Genomic DNA, 23,070 nt, shown 5'->3' on the forward strand with positions numbered 1-23,070 from the left:
ACATCAAGCATATTGTTTAAGACTTTCTTTAATTCAATGAGTTGAGGATTATGAGGATTTTCTATGATTCTAGCACTCAAATCTCCACTCTCTACTGCTTTTGCAGTTTGGGCAGATTGGGTGATGGCTAGGGAGTCTTGTTTAAGCCCTTCTTCAATATTTTGGATATTTGCATTAATTTCTTTTGTCATTGTTCCAAATTCGTCTTTAGAATTTAAAGTAATGAGCGTTGTATTTGCAGAGCTATTATTGACAAAACTGAAGAAATTGCGCAAATTTGTTTGCACGACTTGCACGCTTGAGGCAAGATTATTATAAAAAGCCAAAAGAAGCGGAATTATAATTACAAGAAGCGCACAACCGCCAAATACCAATGCTTTTAAAAGCATTGCGTTAATACCCCCAACGATGTTGCGAGAAATTTCCCCTGTATGTGTAGCAAGTGTGTCTATATAGACTCCAGTAGATAACCAAATATTATTTGTATTTGGAATCATTGTAGCATAACCAATCTTTTGTGCGCTCCCAAGTGTCCCATCTAGTAAAGGTTTTGAAAAAGTAAAATATACAAATTTTGTTTCTTTATCTTGTGTCTTAGCACTCTCAAAAAGCTCACGCACATAATACACGCCATTAGTATCTTTTGCTTCATATAATGATTTTCCAAGCAAATCCTTTCGCGTTGGATGTGCCACTGGAATATGCTCTTTGTAGGCAAAATAATATCCGCTCTTGTCATCTTCAAAGCGGAAATTCTCAATTCCTTTAGCAATAATTTGAATTTGTGTTTTTTCATCAAGACCGCGTACAAATTCTCCTAAAGTGTATGCTAAAGAATCCGTAGCAAGTTTTAGCTTTTGCTCAACCTCTTGCTTTACACTATCGTGAATTGCAATGTGTGTGTCAGAAATAATATTTTTTTCAAAATATATGACAACCCCAATAGCTACAACAATCCCAGCTAACATACCAAGAGCCAACACCATAATTTTTGTTTTAAGTGATAAATTTTTATACATTTGGAATTCCTTATTTTAAATAAAAATAAAAAGCGTTACTATATTTTATTTGCTTATATTTCTCTTAAACTACACAAATACCGAGATTTATTGCTTGAAAAAATAATGCAATAAAATAAAATTTTTATCCAAAGTAACTTAAACTGCTTTTGCCAAAACGTTTAGTTTTTATGTGCGCAAATGTATTAATTTTTTCTGGAATTATAAGTTTGGAGTGATGCTCTAAAACAATTAAACTAAAAACATTAGAATCTAAATTTTCTATCATCTTAAAGCATTTCACATAAATATCATCCATATTCTCACGTATATCAAAAGGAGGGTCAATATAACCAATACATGGCGCATTTATTGTTTGTAAAGCCGTAGAATATGCGTTAAAAGTATCGCCAAAGATAAGCTTGTAAAGATTTTGACAAATATTTGCAAGATTAGATTCCAACACTGCAAAAGATTTTTTATTGCGTTCAAAAAACATAGCAAACTTTGCGCCACGACTTAGTGCTTCAATTCCAATACTTCCACTTCCAGCAAAAAACTCCACAAAGTTTGCCCCCACAATATCCGCACTTAACGTATTAAAAAGCGATTCTTTTAAAATCGCTTTTGATGCACGTGTTACTTCCAAAGGAGCCATTTGTAAATTTCGCCCTTTGTAGATTCCACCAATTACCTTTAAGGTTGGGCTTTTAGAAGTTAAAATCTTAGCCACGATTTTCCTTGAAATGTTCTAAGATTGTTATTTCAATCTCTTTTGCATAACGTTTTAAAATCTCCTCAATTTTTGCGCTTAAATCACTTGAAAACGTGGAATCTAAATTTTCTCTCTCTAGCACAATGGAATCTAAAGATTCTGCAATGCTCGCACTTGTATGGTTTAGCGCCTTAATGTCTTCTATCTCTCTTTCTGCGCTAAGGCTTTCATTTTTTCCACCCTTTAGCAGATGGTAAAAAGACTCCAACTCTTTGAGCAAAAGTTCCTTAGTAAAGGGAATCTTTAACTGCGCTCCTTCCATATCGCCGATTAAAAACACGGGTTTTTGGGATTCTACATGTTGTGTTGCCACAACAAAATCGCACATTTTATAGCTTGTTAGATATTCTTTTAAATACATCTCTAAACTTCTATCTAACAATAAGGAATCACAAATTAACGCAACTTTCATTCTATTTCCTTAAAAACTAGCAATTGATTAGAAATTATAGCGGAATCTCTGTTAGATTTTTGACTTTTTATCTGACTTTACTTTGCCCAAAAATTCCATATTTTAGAATCTTTTTGCTATAATGAAAAAATTTTTAATCAATTTTAGGAGAAAATGATGAAAATAATGATAATCCAAGGACCAAACCTAAATATGTTAGGTGTGCGCGACCCTCGTATTTATGGACCTGTAAAGCTTGAAACAATCCATGAAAATATCCAAACTCAAGCACAGCAAATGGGCGTGGAAGTGAGCTTTTTTCAAAGTAATTTTGAAGGGGAAATTGTAGATAAAATCCAAGAATGCTTTGGGCAATTTGATGGAATCATTATTAACCCAGCAGCCTATTCTCACACTTCCATAGCAATTCGTGATGCAATTGCAGCAGTGAATATTCCAGCTATTGAGGTGCATATTAGCAACATTCACGCAAGAGAAAAATTCCGACAAGAGAGCTTAACAGCAGCTGTTTGCTCTGGAGTTATTGCAGGATTTGGACCACTAGGATACCATTTAGCACTAAATGGGCTAATACAAATTCTTAGTGAGCTAAATGCAGTCAGAAATGCGCGCAAACAAGCAGCGCAAGAGCAAATGCAAACTGAAGCTAAATTAGAACAACCACAAGAATAATCCATTAAGGAGGGCATTATGAATAACTTTATGATAAGAGATGAAAACGCTCTTTACTTTGAAGTAGGATATAGTTGTGATAATGCCTTATTTATCGCTTTTGGAGATAACGGATATTTTCTCACTGATGGACGTTATGAAACTGAAGCTAAAGAAAATCTAAAACACGACAAATACGTGATTTCACTTATTGTTAGCCGCGACCTAATTCGTTCTGCACGTGCAATCTTAAAAAAGCACGAAAAATCCACACTCATTTACAATCCTCAAGAATTTTCTGTCTTTTTCTTTGAACGTTTAAAGAATAATATTAAGATAAATTTCATACCAAAACCAAATTTTCACCAAGAAAAAAGAATGGTAAAAACTGCCGATGAAATTGCGCTTTTAGAGCATTCACAGCGTCTAAACTTTAAAGCCTTTATGCAATTTGCAAAATTCCTTAATAAAAAAGGCAAAGATTCCACAGAATCCTTTTTGCACTACAAAGCACAAGGTTTTTTGAGCAAAAAAGGAGTGTATGATTTAAGTTTTAATCCTATTGTTGGAATCAATGGTAATGCTGCTAAACCTCACGCTCTTCCAAGCAACGATAAGCTTCACAAGGGGGATTTGCTGCTTTTTGACGCTGGGCTTAAATATAAACGTTACTGCTCTGATATGACGCGCACAGGGTTTTTGGGTAAAAATGGAATCTCTTTTTGCAAAGAGCAACGCTTTTTGGATTCTACACTTCAAAAGATTTATGATGTTGTTTTAAAAGCTCAAGAAGTAGCAATCAAAGGTGCAAAGCCCGGAATGTTAGCTAGTGAAGTGGATACATCAGCACGTAATGTGATTGAAAAAGCTGGCTTTGGAAAATATTTTGTGCATTCTACTGGACATGGAATCGGACTAGATATTCACGAACTTCCAAACATTTCACCTCGCTCTAAAATTATCTTACAAGAAGGAATGGTTTTTTCCATTGAGCCTGGAATTTATATCCCTAATTACTATGGCGTACGTATTGAAGACTTAGTTGTTTTGGAATCTAAAGGGGCACGCATCATCGGAGAGACTTCTTAAAATGTTAGCAAATGCGATGCTATCTGATAATGATTTTACAAAAATACCTACTAAAACACGTTTTAAAAGTAAGCATTACTATGGAGCAAAAACATATATACAAAAACCTCTAAGCAAGGATTTAATAGAGTTTATTCCTGCCACAAATTACCCAAAATTACAGAATCCAAAATTTAAAACTGCTAAAATCCCGCGCTTCACACAGGTGCGCAAACCTAACCCCTACCATCTCTTTAAGGCTTATAATAAACTAAAGGATTCCGTGATTTTAGGAGTTGGGGCAAATTGTGGAGAGTCTTTAGTACGTTTTTGGAAGCTTTTAAAAAGACTCTCTTGTAAAAATGTTATAATTGCTACTTCACCGATTTTAAAAAACCCAGCCTTTGGCTACACAGAGCAGCCTGATTTCTACAATAAAATCATTTGGCTAAAGACAAGGCTAGGGATTGCGGATTTTTGGAGCTTTTGTGCATATTTGGAGCGATATTTTGGAAGAGAACGTAAGCGCCCTTTTAAAAATGCACCACGTACACTAGACCTAGACATTATTGCTTTTAAGGGTAAGCACATTATACTAGGGGATTTAGAGATTCCACACAGGGCATGGAGTGAGCGTCAAAGCGTTTGGATTCCACTTACACATTGCAATTAAAGTTTGGAGAATGCTATGAAATTATTTACTTTTACCGCAGAAACTGGGGCGCAAGCACTCGCAGAAGCTAAGAGAGAACTTGGCGATGAGTTTTCTATTATCGCACAAAAAAAGCTAAGTGATGGTAAATATGAAGTTTCCGTAGCAATTAGCGAAGAAGATTTAAAACAAGCTAAAACAAAACAGCAACAAGAGGAATCAAAACCCAAGACAAACAACATTGCTGAACGTCTAGAACGCATTGCTCAAAAAGAGATTGAACGCAAACGCATTGCACAAAGTATGCCAACCTTGCCTGAAGATGTGTCTTTACAACTCTCTGATGCAGTGCGCCAGATTTCACAAATTGCAGGCGTAGAGTCAAAAGCTCCCGCAAAATCTCCTTATGGCACACAAAAAGCTACACCAAAAGAGCCTGAACAAGCCCAATCTCCAAAACAGATAGAATTTAAAAAAGAGGATTCTAAAGATTCTAAACCTCAAAATAAAAAAGAAGCTCAATCTGATGATTTGCGTGCTATCCGTGGTGAGATTGATCGTTTAAATGATAAATTAAAACTTATCCAAAATATGTTTTGGGAGGAACGTGGTCCAAAGAGTGATGGACTCATTATTCCCCATGAGTTTGCCGAGATTTATAGAATCACAAAAGCAAGTGGAATGGCAAAAGAGCATTTGGAAAAGATTATGCAACTTACCTTAGAATTAATGCCCATTAAAATGCGTGAAAATTCTGTGCTTATCAAACGCTACTTTAGGGAAGTTTTGCGCAAAATGGTAGTTGCAAGGACTGAAAATCTAAGTAGCAATGCAAAAAATATTATAATGCTTGTTGGTCCAACAGGCGTAGGCAAAACAACAACCCTAGCTAAACTTGCCGCACGTTACTCACGCTTATTAAATAAAAACTACAAAGTTGGAATCATAACACTAGATACTTACAGAATTGGTGCAGTAGATCAACTCATGTTTTATGCAAAGAAAATGAAACTAAGCATTGATACGGTGGTAGATACAGAAGAGTTTGTTAATGCGCTAGATTCTCTAAAGTATTGTGATTATATTTTAATTGATACAGTAGGAAGCTCCCAACATGATAGAGCAAAATTAGAATCTCTAAAAAGCTTTGTTAATGCTGACCCAAACGCAAAAATTGATGTTAGTTTAGTGATGAGTGCCACAACGAAATATGAGGATTTAAAGGATATTTACCACACATTCTCAATGCTTGGAATTGATACGTTAGTTTTCACAAAACTTGATGAAACACATAGTTATGGTAATATATTTTCTCTCATTTATGAAACAAAAAAACCTGTAAGCTACTTCTCCATAGGGCAAGAAGTGCCAAATGATTTAAATGTTGCGACTAGCGATTTTTTGATTGACTGCTTACTAGATGGGCTTATTAAATGAAAAATCAAGCTGCGGAATTAGAACTCCTTATTGATTCTAAAAAAGCAACTAGCACAAATTTTATTACCATAACAAGCGGAAAAGGTGGCGTTGGCAAATCCACATTTAGCGCAAATCTAGCTTATAAACTTTGGCAACTTGGTTTTAAAGTTGGAATCTTTGATGCAGATATTGGACTTGCGAATTTAGATATTATGTTTGGGGTACGTTGTGAAAAAAATCTCTTGCATGTGTTAAAAAACCAAGCAAATCTAAGAGATATTATTGTGCCAATTGAGCATGGGCTATATCTTATCCCCGGAGATTCTGGCACAGATATTTTTCGCTATAAGAGCGAATTTATGTTTGAAACGTTTATTGAGGATTCCGCGCTTTTAGATAGCCTTGATTTCGTCATTATTGACACTGGAGCTGGTATTGGCGAATACACACAGACTTTTTTAAAAAATAGTGATGAAGCCATTGTAATTACGATTCCAGACCCTGCGGCAATTACTGATGCGTATGCGACAATCAAACTTGCAGCAAATTACAAAGAGCGTATTTTTATGCTGATTAATATGGCAAAAAATAACGATGAAGCGCAAATGATTTTTCAAAAAGTGCAAAAAATCGCCCAAAGTAACATTAGTAATATCAAGCTTGAATATATCGGCAAGCTTACAAAAGCGACTTTGATTAACTATTACAGCAAAAATCGTGGAATCTTTGTGAAAGAAGAGCCAAATGCAACGTCCTCAATGGAAGTAGAAGAGGTTGCAAGAGCGTTAGCAAAAAAAATGGAACGGAATGTGCTAGTGCAAGAAGACAAAAGATTTGGAAAGTTCCTAAAAAAGATTCTTGGTCATTTTTAGGAAGTGTAAGGAAACAGAATGCCTTTGAAAATGGATAATTTCTTAAGTTTTGCAATTGTCAATGGATTTTTTATTGGACTTTTATTATCTTTTTTAAAATTTGATGACCCTGCGATGATTGTTGCTGGGACACTTGTCTCTACAATGGGATTCTATCTTATTACCCTTGTTAGTGTATCTCTCTTTGTGCGCTTTGTGAATACACATGAAAACACAAGTAAAAAGAATGCCTACAATGCACTTTTAGAGGAATATATTGATGAGTTTGATAAACGCGAAAAGGCTACAAACAAAATTCGTGGATTTTTACGCACAATGGAAAAAACAATGCGTGAAGAAGAGGAAGAAGAGGATTTACGCACAAAATCAAATAAAATAGGAAAAGAAACTTATGCCGATGACTTCTAATGGCTACCAAAGTGCGCTTAAACGTAGTCAAGACTCCCTAGCTCTAGATTATCTCCCAGCCTTAAAGGCGATGGCTTATCGCTTAAAGGAACGTTTACCTGCAAGTGTGGATTTTTCTGATTTAATTTCCATTGGCACAGAGGAATTAATCAAGCTTGCGCGCAAATACGATAGCAGTCTAAATGATTCCTTTTGGGGCTATGCAAGACCGCGTGTGCAAGGAGCAATGCTAGATTATTTGCGCTCTTTAGATCCGCTCTCACGCAATATGCGCACTTTAATAAAGCGCATTGACAAAGCAATTTCAACCTATTACAACGAGCATCAAGAAGAGCCAGATAATGCGTATTTAAGCAAGGTTTTAGGGGAGAGCGAAGAGAAAATCAAAGAAGCAAGAGTTGCAAGTGAAATTTATAATGTAATGCCAATAGATGAGCAACTAGGCAAACAAGAAGAAACTCTAGAGAGCATTGAGAGAGAAGAATTAATTGCTGTAATTTCACAGGTTTTAGAACATGCAACACCCAATGAACAGCTCGTTGTGCAATTGTATTACTACGAAGAGCTAAGTTTTAAGGAGATTAGCCAAGTGCTAGAGGTGAGTGAAGCTAGGGTTTCTCAACTCCACAGGGCAGTGATTAGAAAGGTGCGACAATACCTTGAAGAAAGGGGGCTAGATGGCTGATATATTAAGTCAAGAAGAAATTGATGCGCTATTAGAAGTTGTAGATGATGAAAGCGGAGAGCAAGAGACATTAGAAAAGCCTGCTGTTGTTCAGCAAAGACAAATTACGCTTTATGATTTCAAGCGTCCAAATCGCGTTAGCAAAGAGCAACTCCGTGCATTTCGTGGAATCCATGATAAAATGGCAAGAAGTCTATCAAGTCAAATCTCTGCAATTATGCGTTCTATTGTTGAGATTCAGCTCCACAGCGTGGATCAAATGACTTATGGGGAATTTCTAATGAGTTTGCCAAGTCCCACAAGCTTCAATGTGTTTTCTATGAAGCCATTAGATGGAACAGGTGTTTTAGAGATTAACCCTAGCATTGCATTTCCAATGATTGATAGACTCTTAGGTGGTAAAGGCGACCCTTATGAATCTACAAGGGAGTTTAGCGATATTGAGTTAAACTTGTTAGACACAATTTTGCGCCAAATGATGCAAAACCTCAAAGAAGCGTGGGGTCCCATTACAGAGATTTTTCCAACCGTTGACGTAAAAGAATCAAGCCCAAATGTTGTGCAAATCGTCGCACAAAATGAAATTGTTATTATGGTGGTTATGGAGATTATCATTGGGCATAGTAGCGGTATGATGAACCTGTGCTACCCTGTTATCTCCCTAGAATCTGTGCTATCCCGTCTTGCAAGTAGAGATATTATGCTAAGTGAAACAAGTGCGAAAAAATCAAGAAATAAAGAACTTCAAGCACTCTTAGGGGGAGCAAAAGTTAATGTTGCGGCAATTCTTGGAGAAACAAAACTTTCCATGCATGAAATTCTTGATTTAGAAGTGGGCGATATTGTACGTTTAGACCGCCCTGCTGATGATACTGTAATTATTAATGTAGATGGTAGAGAGAAGTTTTTAGCTGGTATTGGATTGCACCGCTACCGCAAGACGATTGAAGTTAAAGAGATGATTAAAACAGAAAAAGACCAAGTCAAAGAAATCCTAGAAATGCTTGAAGTGCAACGCAAATCTAGAGCAAACGAGCTTGAGGAGGAGTAGAAAATGCTAAATGATTTTTTAAAACTAATTATTCAAGAAACAACTGCTACCATAGAAGGCTTATTAGGACAAGCACCAGAAGTTAGCCACATTGATGCTCAAGATGGTAAAAGTGATTCCATAAAACCCCCTATGGCTAAGATTGATATAAACACTGATGATGGTGCAAGTCTAGCATTTTTTATCTCCCCTAAGGTTGCAACTGCACTTGCTGATATGATGCTAGGAGGAGAGGGGGAGAGCAAAGAAGCAATGGACGCTGATGATTTAGATGCGACAAAAGAAATTGCTTCTAATATTTTTGGTGCGATTTCTACTTCTCTTGGAGGGCAAAAGGAGCTTCCAAAGCTTAGCTTTACATTAAGCAATATTAACTTTATCCCAGATGGGGATTTAGGGCTTGCAAATTACAGCGGATTTTATACTTTTTCTTTTAATATTGGCTCTGTGCAGGATTATTTATATTTTGCCTTTTCTAGCGCATTTGAAAACCATTTTAATCCAAATGCCGCTGCAAGCCCTACCCCTTTAGCAGAAACTTCAAATAGTGGCGATAGTCCAGCAAAAGTAGAGCTTAATAATGCTGAAATGAAAAATATGGCAATGCTTTTAGATGTGCGTTTGCAAGTAAAAGTTAGAATCGGACAAAAAAAAATGCTTCTTAAAGATGTGATTGCTATGGATATTGGAAGTGTTGTAGAGCTTAATCAACTCGCAAATGACCCTTTAGAAGTGCTTGTAGATGATAAAGTTATCGCAAAAGGGGAAGTTGTCATTGTAGATGGAAACTTTGGAATCCAAATCACAGAAATTGCCCCTAAAAAAGATAGAATTGACCAATTGTTATAGGAACTTCTATGCTATTTAGCTCATATATTTTTATTTTTGTCTTTTTGCCTATAATGCTTATAGGTTTTTATGGCTTAAGGTTTTTTAATCAAAACTTTCTTGCTAAACTTTTCTTAATACTTGGGAGTTTATTTTTCTATGCTTTTTGGGAAGTAAAATACCTTGCGCTTTTGTTGCTTTCTATCTTTGTTAATTATGGAATTGCAACACTTATTTTAAATAATTTTACACCATTAGAGCGGGGGGGGGGCAGAATAATAGTAAAAGAATAATCTATCTTTATGGTGGAATCTTTTTTAATCTTGCCTTACTTGGCTTTTTTAAATACACAGATTTCTTTTTAGAAAATTTCAATCTTGTTTCAAATCTTTTGCATTTTAATTTTAATATCCCTTTGCCTCATATTTTATTGCCTCTTGCGATTTCGTTTTTTACTTTTCAACAAATTGCTTTTTTGGTGGATTGTTATAAAAGAGTTAGCGTTAGTGATTTAGAAGAGAATCATAATTTTAACTTTTTAAAGCGGGTTCAAATAGATTTTTTAGATTATTGTTTATTTGTTAGTTTTTTTCCACAGCTTATTGCAGGACCTATTGTGCATCATAAAGAGATGATGCCGCAATTTAAACTCTTATTTAAGATGCCTTCTGTGCAATGGGATAAGATTGCTAAGGGTGTGTTTATTTTCTCCATAGGTTTGTTTAAAAAAGTCTTTATTGCTGATAGTTTTGCAAAATGGGCAAACAATGGTTTTCGTATTGTAGAAAAAGGAGAGTTTTTAAATTTCTTTGAATCTTGGGTTACCTCACTCTCTTATACTTTTCAACTTTACTTTGATTTTAGTGGGTATTGCGATATGGCAATAGGCTTAGGATTACTTTTTGGAATCCTTTTGCCCATTAACTTTAGCTCTCCCTATAAAGCTCACAATATTACAGACTTTTGGAGAAAATGGCATATTACATTAGGAAGATTTTTAAAAGATTATCTCTATATCCCTTTAGGTGGCAATAGAGGCTCTAAGCTTCTAACGTTTAGAAACCTCTTTTTTGTTGCATTTTTAAGCGGAGTATGGCATGGGGCTGGATTTGGTTTTATTATTTGGGGAGCTTTACAAGGGATTGCTATGTGTTTGCACAGAGCTTATGGATATGTTTTAGAGAGCTTAAATCTAGCACAAAGTGCATTTTTACAAAGCCGTTTTTATAAAGTTTTTTGCTGGTTTATGACTTTTAATTTTTTAAACATCACTTGGGTGTTTTTTAGAGCAGAGAATTTACAAGGTGCGCTTAATTTATTACAAGGAATGTTTGGGATTGTATGGGTGGAATTACCACACAAAGCAAGACATATACCACGACTTCTAGAGAATCTTGATGGAAGAAATGAAACGTTATTCTTTTTAGTTTTTGCATTTATGATTTGTTTGTGTGCAAAAAATAGCATTGATGGCTTACAAGATTTTAGAGCCTCTTGGAAAAATGTCGTATTTGCAGGGTTTTTACTCTTTGTCTCCGTAGCAACTCTTAGCATAACTCCTTATGTAGAATTTATTTATTTTAATTTTTAGGGTTTTTTATGAGTAATTTTAAATTTGTCATTTATACATTAGTATTCTCTGTTTTCTTAACCTTTCTATCTTTAGGTTTTATGTATCTTTATGACCCCTTACAGATTTTTCACAAAAGTTATTTTAAAGAGGCAAGATTCTTTAATGAGACGCGTTTAGCAGCTAGGGGGATAATAGCGCACTATGATTTTGATTCTTATATACTAGGCACTTCTATGCTACAAAATACTTCCGCTAAAGAAGCTAGTGAGAAATTAGGGGGCAATTTTGTTAATATTTCTCCAGCAAATAGTAGTATCAAAGAGAGGGCGATTATCTTGGACTATCTTTTTGAACATAAAAAGCCAAAAGCTATTATCTATTCCTTAGATGGCTTTAGTGATATTGTGAAAACTGAAACAAATTTTAAAGTGCTTTATGACAAGTCTTTCATTAATGATTTTGGAGCCTATTTAAATGATAGGTTTATTCTTTGTCTCTTAACATTTAGTAGAAAAGAAAAATGTATTGGTGAGGAAGATTTAGAAACGCACTTGCAGTGGATTAAGGAAGAAAAACATTTGCAAGTATTTGGAGGTTTTGAAAATTGGGTGAAGTTTATTCCTAATATTTTCAAAGAACAAAAAGAACTTAAAAATTTTATACAAGGAAAACCCATAGAAGTAGAATTTAATCCAAATAAAATAGACATTAGCAAACAACAAAAATTTATAGAATCTTATACCTTATCTTTTATAAAGAGTAATCCTAATACAAATTTTCATCTCATTTTACCTCCTTATTCAAGACTTAAGTTTAAGATAGACAGCAATGCTTTTATAGAGCGTAAAAAATTATGCATTTGGTTACTGCACCAAACAAAAGATTTAAAAAATGTTACCATTTATGGTTTTGACACTTTAGATTATCCAGATTCTATTGCAAACTATATAGACCTTATCCATTATGCAAACGATATGAATTCCCTACAACTTGATGCAATACAAAATAAAACTCATATCTTAACACTAAATAATGTTGAATCCTATTTTAATGCTTTAGAGCAAAAAATAAGAAATTACGACTTAACCCCGTTAATTGACATTGCTAAAAATATGCAAAGCATAGAAAACACAAAGGAGTAAGCCTTTTTATTAAGCCTTTTTAGCTACAATTGTGGCTATGGATGACAGAATCAAGGCATTTATTGCAGAGCAACACTTACTTTCTCTTAGTGTGATTGATAGCACAGATAGTGCGCACTTAGGTATTTATACCGCAAGTTGCTACTATGTATTTTTCTCTTCAAATTTGAGCCTATGTTTCAAAAGTGATTCTAGTTCTAAACACATAAAATTAGCTTATGTTAATCCAAGCGTTGGTGTAACAATTGCTCAGGATTCTAACATTCTAGCAAACATAAAAGGTGCGCAAATTCAAGCACGATTCCGTGATTCTTCGCAAGAAGAGCAAAATGCTTACTACAAAAAATTTCCCTTTGCAAAACTTGGGGGAGGAGTAGTTTTTGCCCTTGATATTTGCTTTGCTAAATACACAAACAATCAACTTTTATTGCAAGAAAAATTAACATATACTAAGGAGTAAAATGAAAAAGGTTTTATTATTGATGAGTGGCGGCGTGGATTCTAGCTATTGTGCCTATCTTTTACAAAAACAAGGTTATTTAGTGCATGGAGTGTATTTAAAGCTCCATGATAAAGAAGAAAAGCACATATATTTTATTCGCAATATCCAAAAATGCGCAGAACATTTAAACATAGAATATTCTATCATTGATGAGAGAGGGCTTTTTAAGGCAAAAGTTTATGATTATTTTGTGGAATCTTACAAAAAAGGCTTGACTCCAAATCCTTGTGCAATGTGCAATCCTTTTGTAAAATTTGGAATCGCATTTGATTTAGCTGATAAAATGGGATTTGATTATGTTGCAACAGGACATTATGCACAGATTAAAGAGAATAAAATTGCACAAGGTGCAGATATGCATAAAGACCAAAGCTATTTTCTCTTTGGATTAAAACAAGAATGGATTTCTCGCATTATTTTTCCACTTGGAGATAAAATTAAAGAGGAGATTAAGCCCATAGCCTTAAAAGAACTCTCTTGGCTTGGCACATTAGAGACATATAAGGATTCTCAAGAGATTTGCTTTGTAGAAAATTCTTATATTGATGTGCTAAAGAAGCATTATAAAACAGAATCTAAAGGCGATGTGTTAGATACACAAGGCAATGTTATTGGCACACATAAGGGCTATATGCAATATACCATTGGCAAACGCAAAGGATTTGAAATCAAAGGTGCGCTAACCCCTCATTATGTGTTAAAAATCAACCCACAAGACAACACCATTGTAGTAGGAGATAAGGAAGCTTTGGCTGTAAAAGAAGTGCGCGCAGTTAATTTTTCTTTACCTAAAGAGTATTTTAAAGGGGACAATATTTTAGAGTGCGAAGTGAAAATCCGCTACAAAAGCAATAAGGCAAAGGCTAAGGTTGAGTTGGTTAAAGAAGAGCAAAAAGAGGTGATTGTCGCGCATTTAGAAGAGCCTGTTTATGGCGTGGCAAGCGGACAAGCTCTTGTGTTATATGACGGACATAAAGTGCTTGGTGGAGGTTTTATTCTTTAAAAGCTCTAGGATAAAATGTATTTAAAAAGCAGTGGAAGGATTTTAAGGTATTCTTATGTGTGAAGAGCAGAGCTAAAGAGTGCTAGAGAGGGAGTGCTAGAGAGATAGTAAGAGTAAAAGAATTTAAAATAAAATAGAGATAAAACAAGGTAATCGTAGAGTGATTATAGCATTTGATAATTTTTATTGACAAATAAAAATAATTTTTGTAGTATAAGTAGCTTTTTGACAAGATAAAATTTTAGTAAGTTTAAGGAAAAATAAATGTTTGAAAAGTTGTTAAAGGATAATAACCTAAAAATCACTCCACAACGTCTTGCAATTTTAAAAGAAATCCAAAAATTTGGACATATTGGCATTGATGAGATTTATGAAAATATTAAAGAAAGCAATCCTTCAATGTCTCTAGCAACTGTGTATAAAAATCTTACCTTTATGCAAGAGGCAAAGATTGTTGATGAGGTGAAGCTCCCTAACCAAAAACAACGTTACGAGCTTGTTAAAAATCCACATATCCACCTTGTGTGTGAGAAGTGTGGGAGTATCACAGATATGGAATTGGAACGTCCTATTGATGCGCTTAAAAAAACTTGCGCGGAGGCTTCACATTTTAAGATTAAAGAAACTTCTATTGCGATGATTGGGGTTTGTCCGCATTGTCAAGATTAATTTTGTTTTAGAATTTTGTATTTTAGTTCTGCAAAATTCCAATCCTCTAGTGTGTCAATATCTTGCACTTGTGATTGTGGCAAGATGAAGCTAAAAGAATTTTCAAAAATATTTTCTTTTTCTTTCCAAATTTCTGCACGTGCGAAATAAAACTGCCCTGCATCGTGATAGACCTTTTTTAAATCTTGTGAACGTTTTGCAAAATACTCTTTAAATAGCATTTTATTTTTATTCTCTGTGATTGTAAAAGCGCGGAATGGGGAGTAATCGTATTCTACAACACTAAAGCAATAGCAATCTTGCGCATTTTTCTGCGCTAAAAGAAAGGCATTTTTTAATGTGTTAAAATCTAATAGCGGGGCTGTGGCATATAAACAACACACCCAAGATTCTGTATTTATGGAATCTATGACGTGCAAAATCACTTCTCTAGTAGCAGTGTAATCATCGCTTAAGGATTCTGGTCGTTTGAGTGGAGTTGCGCCTAATGTTTTTGCATATTCTAAAATTTCTGTATCATCGCTTGAAACAATAACTTTAGAAAAGATTTCACTTTTAAGGGCATTTTCTACGCTATAAGCAAGAATTGGCTTACCACAAAAGTCTTTTAAATTTTTGCGTAAAATCCGTTTGCTCCCTCCACGTGCTGGAATCACGCAAATACAATCTTGCATTTTATGCCTTTTTGCACACAGATTCTTTTAAAAGAGAAATCACTTTTTGTTGCTCTTGTTGATTTAAAGTTGGAAAAAGAGGAAGCGTAATGACGTGTTTGTAATAGGATTCTGCATTTTTAAAATCCCCTTTTTTGAATCCAAAGCGTGCGTAAAAGGGTTGTAGATGAATTGGGATATAATGCACTTGCACACCAATGCCCGCATTTCGTAGCTTTTCAAAAAGAGCTTTTTGTTTGATTCCACTTTTTTTATTTAAAACAATCACATAGAGATGAAATGCGCTGTAATTGTATGATTGCACAAAAGGCAAGGTGAGTTCTAAGTCGCACAGGTTTTCATTATAGATTTTAGCTAAAGCATTGCGCTTTTTTACATAGCCCTCAAGACGTGTTAATTGTGAGAGTCCAAGTGCAGCGTGAAGCTCACTTAAACGATAATTGAAGCCTATGATTTGTTGTTCATAATACCAAGCTCCTTGTTTTTTGCACTCAAAGTCATCGGGGTCTTTTGTGATTCCATGATTCTTTAACAACTGCATTTTTTTTGCATATTTTGGGGAATTTGTTGTTGCGATTCCACCTTCTGCTGCGGTGATGATTTTAACAGGATGTAGGCTAAAAATGGTAATGTCGCTAAAGGCGCAACAGCCAATAGGATAAGTGCGATAGCTTCCACCAAGTGCGTGCGAAGCGTCTTCTATAATCTTAAAATTATATTTTTGTGCAAGCTTGAAAATGTGCTCCATCTCACAACTTTGCCCGGCAAAATGCACGACGACAAGCACTTTAGGAAGTTTGTGTTTTTTTGTGTGTTTAAGCTTTGTGCTTAGTGCATCTACATCTAGATTGTAAGTTTTAGGATCAATATCCACAAAATCTACTTTTGCTTCACAATAGATTCCGCAATTTGCACTTGCTACAAAACTATTTGTGCTAGTCCATAGCCAATCCCCTCTACGTAATCCAAGTGCGAGGGCAGCACAATGCAAAGCAGAAGTGGCACTATTAAAACTTACACCAAATTTTGCTTTGACTTTTTTTGCAACCTCTTCCTCAAGTTCTTGCGCCTTTGGTCCTTGTGTGATAAGAGGAGATTTTAGAGTCTCCATAACTGCTTGAATATCGGAATCTAAAATTTCTTGTTTGCCATAAGGTATCATAGTAGCTCCAAAAGTTCTTGTCGGCTTAACCATTGTGAGTTTGTGCCAGAATCATAAGAAAATCCGCGAGGCACTAATTCTCCTACTTCTCCAAGTGCATTTTTACTAAAGTCTGTTAAAAAGCTAAATTGAATGGTTGGGGCGATGACATAATGGTCGCTAAAGGCATAGGTGATATGGCTATCATCGCTAGGGCACATTGTCTCATGGATTTTCTCTCCGGGTCGGATTCCAATGATTTTGTGAGGGAGGTTAGGAGCTAGTGCTTTTGCAACTTCTGTAATTTTCATTGAAGGAATCTTAGGCACAAAGGTTTCTCCTCCTTGCATTCTTGAAAAGTTTTTTAACACAAAATCCACACCTTGTTGTAAGGTAATCATAAAACGTGTCATTTCAGGGTCGGTAATGGGAAGTTCTTTTGCGCCATTCTCAATACATTTTTGAAAAAAAGGAATCACAGAGCCGCGCGAACAAATTACATTTCCATAGCGCACAACAGAAAAGCGTGTTTTGCGCATTCCTGCGATGTTGTTTGCAGCGATGAATAGCTTATCGCTTGCAAGTTTTGTTGTGCCATATAAATTAATGGGATTTGCCGCTTTGTCTGTAGAGAGAGCAATCACCTTATCCACTCCATTTGTGAGGGCTGCGCTAATGACATTTTGTGCGCCATTAATATTTGTCTTAATGCACTCCATAGGATTGTATTCTGCTGCTGGGACTTGTTTAAGGGCTGCGGCATGGATAATGTAGTCAATGCCAAGCGTGGCTTCCTTTAAACGTGCTTCATCACGTACATCGCCTAGAAAATAGCGCATACATGGGGCATTATAAGTTTGCGCCATTTCGTATTGTTTCAATTCATCTCGGGAGAAAATCACGATTTTCTTAGGCTTGTAACGTTGTAGAAGTGTTTGTGTATAACGCTTACCAAAACTTCCTGTCCCTCCTGTGATAAGAATGTTTTTGCCATTAAACATTTATGAATCCTTTGCGAAAAATAGGCTTTTATTATAGCAAGTAATCTCTTTATTAATTTAAGGTTTTGTAAAATAAAATTTTAATCAAGATTTGTCAAATTACATTAGGAGCGTGGTTTTGAAAAAAATATGTGTTTTCCTATTGTTTTGCTTTGTTTTTGCATATGGGGAGAGTGGGCTAGATTCCACTTTGCCTTCTGCACCACAAGACTTAAAAATGCTTTTGCAAAATGCGCAAAAAAATCTGCTCTTACACGCAAAAAATACGGAATCACAAGCATTAAAAGAAGAGAAAAAGGCACTTTATGGAGAATATTTGCCAAAAGTTGCTCTAGGCTATGCCTATCAAAACACTTTAAATCCTGATATTTTCTATCCAGAACGTGTAGATGGTGCGTTTTTAGAGGCGCAGTGGCTACTCTTTGATGGATTAAAAAGAGAGGGTAAATTAGAGATTGCAGAGTATAAAATTAAAGCTAAGGAATCCCAAAGTAAAAGCACAAAAGATCAATTAGAGCTAAAAATCATTAAAGAGTATTTTAGCGCTCTAAGCGCACAGAGTAAGCTAAATGCACTCAAACATCAGCAAAAAGAATTGCAAGAGAGTATTGTAAAGTATGAGAAATTCTATGCTGTTGGGCTTGCGGCATTAGATACGCTAGAGGCTATAAAAGCACAAAATTACCAAAACTCTTACACAATAGAATCTGTGAAGTTAGCATACAAAGCGCATTTAGAGCAACTCTCTTTGCTAAGTGGCACACAAGTAACTACGCTTAATGTGCGCACAAAACTCCAAGATGTATCTCTAGATACACCCCAAGTAGCAAGAGAGGATTTGCAAGCGAATTTTTATGCAACAAAGGCAATAGAGAGCGCAAAATCGCAATACACTTATTTACCAACCATTGCGCTAACTAACCGCTACATACGTTATAATTACCATAATCGCAATATTCCCCTACTCCCTTTTAATATCCCCCTAGAAGATCCAAACTATCAAAATATTTTTGGAATTTCAGTGAGTTTTACGCTCTTTGATAGTTTTGCAACACTTAGAGCAAGGGAGAGTGCGCGCCTAAATGCACTGGCTGCAAACTTTGAGTATGCGTATTTAAAGGATATGCAAAATAAAGAGCTAATCATCGCAAAAGAAGCACTAAGAAGCGCAAAAGAAAAAATCACTTGGGCGCAATCAAGCGTGAAATCCGCTTCTGTTACGTATTCTTATGCAAAAGAGAAATTTAACGCACAACTTATTGACTACACGCAGTATTTAAATGCACTTACTACACTTCTAAACGCCCAGAGCTTTTATGATGAGGCGCGCTTTGATTATGAGATTAAAAAGGCGGAATTTCTTTATAAAAATGGGAATGCTTTAGTGCAGTTTGTGAATTAGCTAATAGAATGTAAAAATTTTTTAGAGCATACTTTTATTTGAAGTGGTTTAAAAGATAAATCACCCTAAATTTAAACAAAAAAGCATAGGAAATTTTTAAGAGAAAAGCACTACAATGCGCTTAGTGATAAGGCTAGAATTTAGCATTTTTAAGGAAGGGCTTTTGAAAACTTGGATTTGTGGTATTGTTAGTGTTATGATGCTAACACTTGGGCTTAAGGCGGAATCACAAATAGAGATACAAAGAGACGCACAAGAGGTAGAACAAAAAGAAGTCTATGCGACATTTGAAGTGCAGGCAGTGCAAAGCGCACTTTTAGCACTTAGTGCAAATGGAGTTGTGGATAAGGTTTATGTAGATGTAGGCAGTGTCGTTAAAAAGGGTGATAAACTGCTGGAATTAAGAGCAAAAGACCTTAGAGAAAATACGGAGGTAGCAAGAGCGAATTTAGAGGCATTAAGGACAAAGCATAGTTTTCTCTCAAGGCAGTTTAAACGTTATGAAAAGTCTAAAGATGCACTAGATTTAAACGCATTTGAGAAGATTAAAGCCGAATATAAGGTAAGTGTTTTTGAGCTTAAACGTGCAGAAGCAAATTACGCACTCCAAAAGGAATTGTTAGATAACACAATTTTATATGCACCTTTTAGCGGAGTGATTACTCAAAAGTTTGTGGAAGTAGGCGATGGTGTGGGGGCGATTTCAAGCAAGGCATTTGCGTTAGAATCGTTAGAGAAAAAAGCGATTATTCGCTTTGATTCGCGTTATTTTGGGGCGGTGCAAAAAGGTGATACTTTTGTGTATAAAGTTGTTGGTGTGTTGCAAGACTCTAAACTCACTCTCCATAAAATCTATCCTAGTATTGATAAAAACACAAAAAAGGCAACAGCGGAGAGTTTTCTTAAAGACTCCAAGATTCCTTCTGGAGTTTTTGGCGATGGAATGATTTTACTCTCGCCTAAAAAATCTAACCAAAAATCAAAGAGAGTGCTTTGATGTCAAAGTTTGCCATTACGCATCCAATTAGTGCTTTGATGTTTGTGCTTGCTCTTGTGTTTTTTGGGAGTGATGCGCTAAGACGTCTTAGTGTGTCACTCTATCCTAATGTAGATGTACCTGTAATTACGATTACAACAATCTATCCGGGGGCAAATCCTGAGATTGTGGAGGGGAAAGTTACAGACAGGATTGAAGAGGCAGTAAGCGGAATTGAATCCTTAAAGAAAATTACTTCTACAAGTGCGGATAGTGTGAGTATTGTTGTTGTTGAGTTTGAGCTAGAAAAGGATATTAATGTTGCCGCAAATGATGTGCGTGATAAGGTTTCTACTCTTAGCTTTGGGAGTGAAGTGAAATCGCCCATTATTGAGAAGTTTGATGTGGGAGGAGCACCGATTATTTCGTTATTTATCACATCAAAAACTCCGATACAAAACACAAAAGAGCTTTTAGATTTAAATCTGCATGTAGATTTAAATATTAAGCCTCTTATTCAACGTATTAAGGGGGTGGGCAAGGTAAATTTAGTAGGGTATTTAGAGAGAGAGATTAAGATTAGTCCAAATCCTAGTGCGCTTAATAAATATAATCTTAGCTTTAGCGATATTGCGCGCGCAATTAATGCACAAAACATTGAAATTGATGGAGGACGCTTAATTTCTAAGGAGAAAGAGTGGAAAATCCTAACAAAAGCTGATGCGATAAGCGTGCAAGATTTAGGAAATATCATTATTGCTCAAGGCATTAAACTAAGTGATATTGCGTTAATTTTGGATTCCACAAAAGAGCAGAGGAGTTTTTCAAATCTTGCCACACCGCAAGGAAGCAATAGTGGAATTTTGCTAGAAGTGCAGAAAATCACAGGGGCAAATGAGATTGAGATTGCAAATTCTATTAAGGCAGTTTTACCAGAGTTAGAGGCAATGCATCAAAAGTATGATTTGCATCTTGTACGTGATACGACAAATTATATTAAAGATTCCATTCGTGCAGTGGAGTTTGATTTGATTTTAGGAGCATTTTTAGCAGTGTTTGTAGTGCTTGTATTTTTGCGTAATTCTCGTATTACCTTTGTTGCTAGTCTTAGCATTCCTACTTCCATAATGGGTGTTTTTGCGCTGATGTATGCCTTTGGTATGACACTAAATCTTGCGACAATGATTGCCATAACTCTTGCAATTGGAATCATTATTGATGATGCAATTGTGGTGATTGAGAATATTTATAAGAAAATTGAAAATGGAGAGGAGCGCAAGAGCGCAGCATATAATGGGGTAAAAGAGATTGGATTTGCGCTTGTGGCGATTTCTTGTATGCTGCTTGCTGTGTTTATTCCTATTGCAAATATGAGTGGAGTAACAGGGAGATTTTTCACTTCTTTTGGGATTACGTTAGTTGGGGCAATTGTGATTTCTTATATTGTAGTGATTACTTTTATTCCAATGCTAAGTGCGCGTGTTGTAGATTCTCAAGCAGTGAATGGGAGATTTTACCTTTGGAGTGAGAAGTATTTTAAAGCCTTAGAGCAGTTTTATATAGCTACGTTACAATGGGTGCTAAATCATAAAGCAATTGTTATAGGTGGAATCTTAAGTGTGTTTGTAGCATCTTTGTTTTTGGTAACGCGCTTAGGGATTGAATTTTTGCCATCAGAGGATAAGGCGGAGTTTGATATTAAGCTTACAAGCAAACCTGGAATCTCGCTAGAAGAGATGCAGCATCAAACTTTGGAGATTCAAGAGTATTTGCAAGGCTTGAGTGAAGTGGAATATAGTATTCTAAATATTGGCTTTACAGCAGAGCAAAAGGTCTATGAAGCAAAGATATATGTGCGTTTAAGCCCTTATAATAAGCGTGAACGTTCTCTTAAAGACATTATAGAATCCTTACGGGAACATTACAAGCCTTTTGGAGAGCGCTTTAAAATGGAAATTGCTATTATTGAGATTCCACAAATTAGCTTAGGAGAGGACGACTCACCTTTGCAGTTAGCCATTTATGCACAAAATCCAAGTGCTCTTGCAAGGAGTGTAGAAAAAATTCAGAATCTAATGGAACAAAGTGGAAAATACCGCGATATTCACACGGACATCAAAGCAAAAACGCCTCAAATCCGACTTAAGATAAATCGTGCTTTAGCTGCACAATATGGTTTTAGCGCTAAAGAAATTGCTCTAGCGTTAAATAGTGCCTTTAGTGGAGCGCAAGAAATCTCGTATTATCGTGAAAATGGCAAGGAATATAATATTGTGCTACTAAGCCCTAAAAAAGATTCTATTGTAGATATTAGCTATCTTAGCCTTAGAAATCCGCAGGGACAAAATGTGTTTTTAGATGGGCTTGTAGAGATTGAGGAAGTGGGGGCTGTAACGAATATTAAACGTTATGATAGGCAACGTAGTGTGATGGTGTATGCAAATTTAAGCAATGGTGTAAGCTTAGGCGAGGGGACAAGTTTTTTAGAACAAAATAAGGAGCAATGGCTAGAAGAGGGAGTGCATTATAAGATTGAGGGTTATGCAAAATATATGCAAGAAACCAATGCTGCATTTGTAGTAGCAATGGTATCTGCTTTGTTTTTGATTTATTTTATTTTAGCGTCTTTATACGAATCGCTTCTGCAACCTGTGATTATTATGATGACTTTACCTTTGAGCTTTACGGGGGCTTTTTTGGCATTGTTTTTAAGTGGAGCAAGTTTGAGTCTTTTTAGCATTATGGGTCTTATGCTTTTAATGGGGCTTGTTGGCAAAAACGCAACGTTAATTATTGATGTGGCAAATGGGAAGCATGAAGAGGGAATGGATATTGATAGTGCGATTTTACATGCTGGCGCACTTAGGTTGCGTCCGATTTTAATGACAACGATTGCTATGGTATTTGGAATGTTGCCTTTAGCACTTGCTGGAGGGGCTGGAAGCGGAATAAAGTCGCCGATGGGGATTGCAATGATTGGGGGCTTATTGCTTGCAATGGTGTTGAGTTTATTGCTTGTTCCTGCTTTTTATAAGATTTTAGCTCCGCTTGATATGCGTTTGCGCAAATGGTATGCTTAAATCCTAAACAAGTAAAGGCGTTTTACTCTCATAGAAAAAAGAGCTAGAAAAGCTTAGTAGAAATGGAGAGATTACTTTTGTAAATTTT

At 35.7% G+C, this 23,070-nt stretch carries 24 protein-coding genes; 18 read left to right on the forward strand and 6 right to left on the reverse strand.

What is annotated here, in order from left to right; all coding sequences use genetic code 11:
* From K4G57_RS02710 to K4G57_RS02720, 3 genes are all read right to left on the reverse strand, one after another.
* Positions 1 to 1,019: cache domain-containing protein (locus K4G57_RS02710; RefSeq protein ID WP_221561795.1), on the reverse strand; the 1,019-nt coding region annotated here is incomplete at its 3' end.
* 124 nt (positions 1,020 to 1,143) lie between these two features.
* Entirely contained in the window at positions 1,144 to 1,731 is a 588-nt protein-coding gene (gene rsmD, locus K4G57_RS02715) for a 16S rRNA (guanine(966)-N(2))-methyltransferase RsmD (RefSeq protein WP_346727928.1), read from the reverse strand.
* Positions 1,724 to 2,185 (reverse strand): hypothetical protein, encoded by a 462-nt coding sequence (locus K4G57_RS02720; protein ID WP_221531665.1) that lies wholly within the window; start codon positions 2,183 to 2,185, stop codon positions 1,724 to 1,726. The genes rsmD and K4G57_RS02720 overlap by 8 nt, the downstream gene beginning before the upstream one ends.
* 156 nt (positions 2,186 to 2,341) lie before the next feature.
* Here K4G57_RS02720 and aroQ point away from each other — a divergent pair, with 156 nt between their 5' ends.
* The 15 genes from aroQ (at position 2,342) to K4G57_RS02790 (ending at position 14,708) form a co-directional block, all read left to right on the forward strand.
* On the forward strand, positions 2,342 to 2,857 hold the full coding sequence (aroQ, locus tag K4G57_RS02725) for a type II 3-dehydroquinate dehydratase (RefSeq protein ID WP_221531666.1): 516 nt from the start codon (positions 2,342 to 2,344) through the stop codon (positions 2,855 to 2,857).
* Between the two features lie 18 nt (positions 2,858 to 2,875).
* Positions 2,876 to 3,925, forward strand: coding sequence for a M24 family metallopeptidase (locus K4G57_RS02730; protein WP_221531667.1), 1,050 nt, complete (start codon positions 2,876 to 2,878; stop codon positions 3,923 to 3,925).
* 205 nt (positions 3,926 to 4,130) lie between these two features.
* Positions 4,131 to 4,577 carry a 2-amino-4-hydroxy-6-hydroxymethyldihydropteridine diphosphokinase gene (folK, locus tag K4G57_RS02735; protein ID WP_429913080.1) on the forward strand — a complete coding sequence of 149 codons (447 nt, stop codon included), beginning with the start codon at positions 4,131 to 4,133 and terminating at the stop codon, positions 4,575 to 4,577.
* A 15-nt stretch (positions 4,578 to 4,592) separates the two neighbouring features.
* Positions 4,593 to 5,993, forward strand: a complete 1,401-nt coding sequence (flhF, locus tag K4G57_RS02740) for a flagellar biosynthesis GTPase FlhF (RefSeq protein WP_221531669.1) — start codon at positions 4,593 to 4,595, stop codon at positions 5,991 to 5,993.
* Positions 5,990 to 6,847 (forward strand): P-loop NTPase, encoded by an 858-nt coding sequence (locus tag K4G57_RS02745; RefSeq protein WP_221531670.1) that lies wholly within the window; start codon positions 5,990 to 5,992, stop codon positions 6,845 to 6,847. Before flhF ends, K4G57_RS02745 begins: the two co-directional genes overlap by 4 nt.
* 18 nt (positions 6,848 to 6,865) lie before the next feature.
* Complete coding sequence (locus K4G57_RS02750; protein ID WP_221531671.1) at positions 6,866 to 7,255, forward strand: hypothetical protein; 390 nt, start codon at positions 6,866 to 6,868, stop codon at positions 7,253 to 7,255.
* Positions 7,239 to 7,940: an RNA polymerase sigma factor FliA gene (locus K4G57_RS02755; RefSeq protein WP_221531672.1), complete on the forward strand. Its 702-nt coding sequence runs from the start codon at positions 7,239 to 7,241 to the stop codon at positions 7,938 to 7,940. The genes K4G57_RS02750 and K4G57_RS02755 overlap by 17 nt, the downstream gene beginning before the upstream one ends.
* On the forward strand, positions 7,933 to 8,991 hold the full coding sequence (fliM, locus tag K4G57_RS02760) for a flagellar motor switch protein FliM (RefSeq protein WP_221531673.1): 1,059 nt from the start codon (positions 7,933 to 7,935) through the stop codon (positions 8,989 to 8,991). Before K4G57_RS02755 ends, fliM begins: the two co-directional genes overlap by 8 nt.
* Positions 8,992 to 8,994: 3 nt before the next feature.
* Positions 8,995 to 9,840 (forward strand): flagellar motor switch protein FliY, encoded by an 846-nt coding sequence (gene fliY / locus K4G57_RS02765; RefSeq protein WP_221531674.1) that lies wholly within the window; start codon positions 8,995 to 8,997, stop codon positions 9,838 to 9,840.
* A gap of 8 nt (positions 9,841 to 9,848) precedes the next feature.
* Complete coding sequence (locus K4G57_RS09050) at positions 9,849 to 10,112, forward strand: hypothetical protein (RefSeq protein ID WP_236033180.1); 264 nt, start codon at positions 9,849 to 9,851, stop codon at positions 10,110 to 10,112.
* Between the two features lie 137 nt (positions 10,113 to 10,249).
* On the forward strand, positions 10,250 to 11,410 hold the full coding sequence (locus K4G57_RS02770) for an MBOAT family O-acyltransferase (RefSeq protein WP_346728168.1): 1,161 nt from the start codon (positions 10,250 to 10,252) through the stop codon (positions 11,408 to 11,410).
* Positions 11,411 to 11,418: 8 nt separating this feature from the next.
* The gene (locus tag K4G57_RS02775; protein ID WP_221531675.1) at positions 11,419 to 12,534 is read left to right on the forward strand and encodes a hypothetical protein; all 1,116 of its coding nucleotides are present in this window, start codon (positions 11,419 to 11,421) and stop codon (positions 12,532 to 12,534) included.
* Between the two features lie 37 nt (positions 12,535 to 12,571).
* Positions 12,572 to 12,994: a hypothetical protein gene (locus K4G57_RS02780; protein ID WP_221531796.1), complete on the forward strand. Its 423-nt coding sequence runs from the start codon at positions 12,572 to 12,574 to the stop codon at positions 12,992 to 12,994.
* A 1-nt stretch (position 12,995) separates the two neighbouring features.
* Entirely contained in the window at positions 12,996 to 14,039 is a 1,044-nt protein-coding gene (gene mnmA, locus K4G57_RS02785) for a tRNA 2-thiouridine(34) synthase MnmA (protein WP_221531676.1), read from the forward strand.
* A gap of 264 nt (positions 14,040 to 14,303) precedes the next feature.
* A complete protein-coding gene (locus tag K4G57_RS02790; protein ID WP_221531677.1) occupies positions 14,304 to 14,708 on the forward strand; it encodes a Fur family transcriptional regulator in 405 nt (134 codons plus the stop codon).
* Here K4G57_RS02790 and pseF read toward each other — a convergent pair.
* Genes pseF through pseB form a run of 3 tightly spaced genes read right to left on the reverse strand, consistent with a single transcriptional unit; the run spans position 14,705 to position 17,524 of the window.
* Positions 14,705 to 15,382, reverse strand: coding sequence for a pseudaminic acid cytidylyltransferase (gene pseF / locus K4G57_RS02795; protein WP_221531678.1), 678 nt, complete (start codon positions 15,380 to 15,382; stop codon positions 14,705 to 14,707). The two genes, K4G57_RS02790 and pseF, sit on opposite strands and share 4 nt — an antisense overlap.
* A 1-nt stretch (position 15,383) precedes the next feature.
* The gene (gene pseC, locus K4G57_RS02800; RefSeq protein WP_221531679.1) at positions 15,384 to 16,544 is read right to left on the reverse strand and encodes a UDP-4-amino-4,6-dideoxy-N-acetyl-beta-L-altrosamine transaminase; all 1,161 of its coding nucleotides are present in this window, start codon (positions 16,542 to 16,544) and stop codon (positions 15,384 to 15,386) included.
* Positions 16,541 to 17,524: a UDP-N-acetylglucosamine 4,6-dehydratase (inverting) gene (gene pseB, locus K4G57_RS02805; RefSeq protein ID WP_221531680.1), complete on the reverse strand. Its 984-nt coding sequence runs from the start codon at positions 17,522 to 17,524 to the stop codon at positions 16,541 to 16,543. The genes pseC and pseB overlap by 4 nt, the downstream gene beginning before the upstream one ends.
* A gap of 112 nt (positions 17,525 to 17,636) precedes the next feature.
* Here pseB and K4G57_RS02810 point away from each other — a divergent pair, with 112 nt between their 5' ends.
* The 3 genes from K4G57_RS02810 (at position 17,637) to K4G57_RS02820 (ending at position 22,982) form a co-directional block, all read left to right on the forward strand.
* Positions 17,637 to 18,926: a TolC family protein gene (locus K4G57_RS02810; protein ID WP_429913078.1), complete on the forward strand. Its 1,290-nt coding sequence runs from the start codon at positions 17,637 to 17,639 to the stop codon at positions 18,924 to 18,926.
* Positions 18,927 to 19,041: 115 nt separating this feature from the next.
* Positions 19,042 to 19,923 (forward strand): efflux RND transporter periplasmic adaptor subunit, encoded by an 882-nt coding sequence (locus K4G57_RS02815; RefSeq protein ID WP_236033183.1) that lies wholly within the window; start codon positions 19,042 to 19,044, stop codon positions 19,921 to 19,923.
* The gene (locus K4G57_RS02820; RefSeq protein WP_221531681.1) at positions 19,923 to 22,982 is read left to right on the forward strand and encodes an efflux RND transporter permease subunit; all 3,060 of its coding nucleotides are present in this window, start codon (positions 19,923 to 19,925) and stop codon (positions 22,980 to 22,982) included. Before K4G57_RS02815 ends, K4G57_RS02820 begins: the two co-directional genes overlap by 1 nt.
* The last annotated feature ends 88 nt before the right edge of the window (positions 22,983 to 23,070 follow it).

The organism is Helicobacter turcicus, from assembly GCF_019711685.1.
GTDB lineage: Bacteria > Campylobacterota > Campylobacteria > Campylobacterales > Helicobacteraceae > Helicobacter_D > Helicobacter_D turcicus.

What these genes read in the sequence shown, in the direction of transcription:
- K4G57_RS02720 (WP_221531665.1), bottom strand. Translation starts at nt 2,185, where the DNA reads ATGAAAGTTGCGTTAATTTGTGATTCCTTATTGTTAGATAGAAGTTTA.
- aroQ (WP_221531666.1), top strand. Translation starts at nt 2,342, where the DNA reads ATGAAAATAATGATAATCCAAGGACCAAACCTAAATATGTTAGGTGTG.
- K4G57_RS02730 (WP_221531667.1), top strand. Translation starts at nt 2,876, where the DNA reads ATGAATAACTTTATGATAAGAGATGAAAACGCTCTTTACTTTGAAGTA.
- flhF (WP_221531669.1), top strand. Translation starts at nt 4,593, where the DNA reads ATGAAATTATTTACTTTTACCGCAGAAACTGGGGCGCAAGCACTCGCA.
- K4G57_RS02745 (WP_221531670.1), top strand. Translation starts at nt 5,990, where the DNA reads ATGAAAAATCAAGCTGCGGAATTAGAACTCCTTATTGATTCTAAAAAA.
- K4G57_RS02750 (WP_221531671.1), top strand. Translation starts at nt 6,866, where the DNA reads ATGCCTTTGAAAATGGATAATTTCTTAAGTTTTGCAATTGTCAATGGA.
- K4G57_RS02755 (WP_221531672.1), top strand. Translation starts at nt 7,239, where the DNA reads ATGCCGATGACTTCTAATGGCTACCAAAGTGCGCTTAAACGTAGTCAA.
- fliM (WP_221531673.1), top strand. Translation starts at nt 7,933, where the DNA reads ATGGCTGATATATTAAGTCAAGAAGAAATTGATGCGCTATTAGAAGTT.
- fliY (WP_221531674.1), top strand. Translation starts at nt 8,995, where the DNA reads ATGCTAAATGATTTTTTAAAACTAATTATTCAAGAAACAACTGCTACC.
- K4G57_RS09050 (WP_236033180.1), top strand. Translation starts at nt 9,849, where the DNA reads ATGCTATTTAGCTCATATATTTTTATTTTTGTCTTTTTGCCTATAATG.
- K4G57_RS02775 (WP_221531675.1), top strand. Translation starts at nt 11,419, where the DNA reads ATGAGTAATTTTAAATTTGTCATTTATACATTAGTATTCTCTGTTTTC.
- K4G57_RS02780 (WP_221531796.1), top strand. Translation starts at nt 12,572, where the DNA reads ATGGATGACAGAATCAAGGCATTTATTGCAGAGCAACACTTACTTTCT.
- mnmA (WP_221531676.1), top strand. Translation starts at nt 12,996, where the DNA reads ATGAAAAAGGTTTTATTATTGATGAGTGGCGGCGTGGATTCTAGCTAT.
- K4G57_RS02790 (WP_221531677.1), top strand. Translation starts at nt 14,304, where the DNA reads ATGTTTGAAAAGTTGTTAAAGGATAATAACCTAAAAATCACTCCACAA.
- pseF (WP_221531678.1), bottom strand. Translation starts at nt 15,382, where the DNA reads ATGCAAGATTGTATTTGCGTGATTCCAGCACGTGGAGGGAGCAAACGG.
- pseC (WP_221531679.1), bottom strand. Translation starts at nt 16,544, where the DNA reads ATGATACCTTATGGCAAACAAGAAATTTTAGATTCCGATATTCAAGCA.
- pseB (WP_221531680.1), bottom strand. Translation starts at nt 17,524, where the DNA reads ATGTTTAATGGCAAAAACATTCTTATCACAGGAGGGACAGGAAGTTTT.
- K4G57_RS02815 (WP_236033183.1), top strand. Translation starts at nt 19,042, where the DNA reads ATGCGCTTAGTGATAAGGCTAGAATTTAGCATTTTTAAGGAAGGGCTT.
- K4G57_RS02820 (WP_221531681.1), top strand. Translation starts at nt 19,923, where the DNA reads ATGTCAAAGTTTGCCATTACGCATCCAATTAGTGCTTTGATGTTTGTG.